Origin of the sequence: uncultured Agitococcus sp. (assembly GCF_937920075.1) — a bacterium.
GTDB lineage: Bacteria > Pseudomonadota > Gammaproteobacteria > Pseudomonadales > Moraxellaceae > Agitococcus.
This window is the reverse complement of sequence record NZ_CALETI010000435.1, coordinates 1-1,624: the sequence shown is the minus strand read 5'-3', so window position 1 is coordinate 1,624 and position 1,624 is coordinate 1. Positions and strand designations below refer to the sequence as shown.

At 41.6% G+C, this 1,624-nt stretch carries 1 protein-coding gene and 1 pseudogene; both read left to right on the top strand.

What is annotated here, in order from left to right; translation table 11 throughout:
• Nucleotides 1-539, top strand: a pseudogene (locus Q0212_RS14720) (hypothetical protein); the annotation flags it as partial.
• Nucleotides 539-1,624 (top strand): tRNA (5-methylaminomethyl-2-thiouridine)(34)-methyltransferase MnmD (gene mnmD, locus Q0212_RS14715; RefSeq protein ID WP_297926892.1); only part of this gene is annotated, 1,086 nt, incomplete at its 3' end. The pseudogene Q0212_RS14720 and the gene mnmD, both read left to right, overlap by 1 nt.

The following is a 1,624-nucleotide window of genomic DNA, read 5'->3' as shown; positions in this document are numbered from 1 at the left end:
CCAAAACTGAAAATAAGTCTGCAACAGAAAAAAATACAACAACAAATACCACGCCTAAACCTAACACAGAAAAAAAACCAAGCTCTGACAAACCAACTAATAGTGAAAAAAAGCCGAACACCGAAAAACCCAATACCGATAAAAAAATAATCTCCGAGAAAGAAAAACCAAAACCTACTACCGAAAAAAAACCTATTGTTGAAAAAAAACCAACACCTGAAAAAGTCGTCAATGATAAACCTGTTGCCAAAGTGGTCACACCGCCACCTGTACCTGTTTGTCCTATTGCACAATTAAGCCCCGAAGACAAACTATTAATTCAGAATGCCGAAGACCTTGATAAATTGAATAAAGATTTATCCATTAAAAATCAAGAAATGCAGCAATTAAACGAAAAGTTATCCTTACAATTAGAAGTGCTCAAACACGACCGTTATTCCGAAGGCACACGTGATACGTTGATGAGTATTGCGGCGGGTTTGTTATTGGGTTGGTTGTTCTTTAGACAAAAGAAACGTAGTTATCGAGACTTTCGTTAATGTTTATTGAAGCAGCCCAACTGACATGGCGAGACGGTTTACCCTATTCTAGCGTGTTTGATGATATTTATTTTTCTTTAGAAAATGGTCTCGCCGAAACACAATATGTGTTTTTGCAAGGCAATCAATTAGCTGAACGTTTTGCTCAATTACCACCCCAATACAGTTTTACCATTGCCGAAACAGGCTTTGGCACAGGCTTAAATTTTTTAGCCACTTGGCAACTCTGGCAGCAAAGCCAAACGGCTGATAACACGTGGTTGCATTTTGTCTCGGTTGAAAAACACCCTTTAACCCATCAAGACCTGAGCCGTGCTTTAGCATTATGGCCAGAGCTAGCCGTTTATGCCGAGCAACTCTTAGCCCAATATCCGCCGTTAACCGCAGGTTGGCATCGTTTATGTTTTGCCAAACAACGTATTACCCTAACCCTGATTTTTGGCGAAGCGAATGAATTATTAGCAGATTTGGCTGCGAAGGTTGATGCTTGGTTTTTAGATGGTTTTGCACCCGATAAAAACCCTAACTTATGGCAACTGGATTTATTAAAAATTGTTGCTCAACTCAGTCAACAAGGTACTACCCTCGCCACGTTTAGTGCGGCTGGTGTAGTAAGGCGTAGTTTGCAAGAATTAGGCTTTGAGGTAAAAAAACAAAAAGGCTTTGGCCGCAAACGGGAAATGATTACTGCGTCTATGCCGACGACTACACATCAACCTTCGGCATGGCATAACCCTGCACCCTGTTATCAAGGCCAACAACAAGCGGTGATTATTGGTGCTGGCATTGCAGGTGTCAGTTGCGCGCGCGCCTTAGCAATACGCGGCTGGCAAGTGACGATTATTGATAAAGCCAATGATGCCATGCAAGCTGCTTCGGGCAATCCTGCGGCAATTATTTACCCCAAACTTGCACCTGCCCATTTATCGGCATGGCATTTTCAACAACAAGCCTATTTATGGTTATTAAATCTATTAAAAACCGATGATTATCAACACATCTGGTGTCAAACAGGTTTATTGTGGCTGCTCGTTGGCAATCAATTGCGTGAAGGAGCAAAATTAAACGATCATCCGTGGCCAACT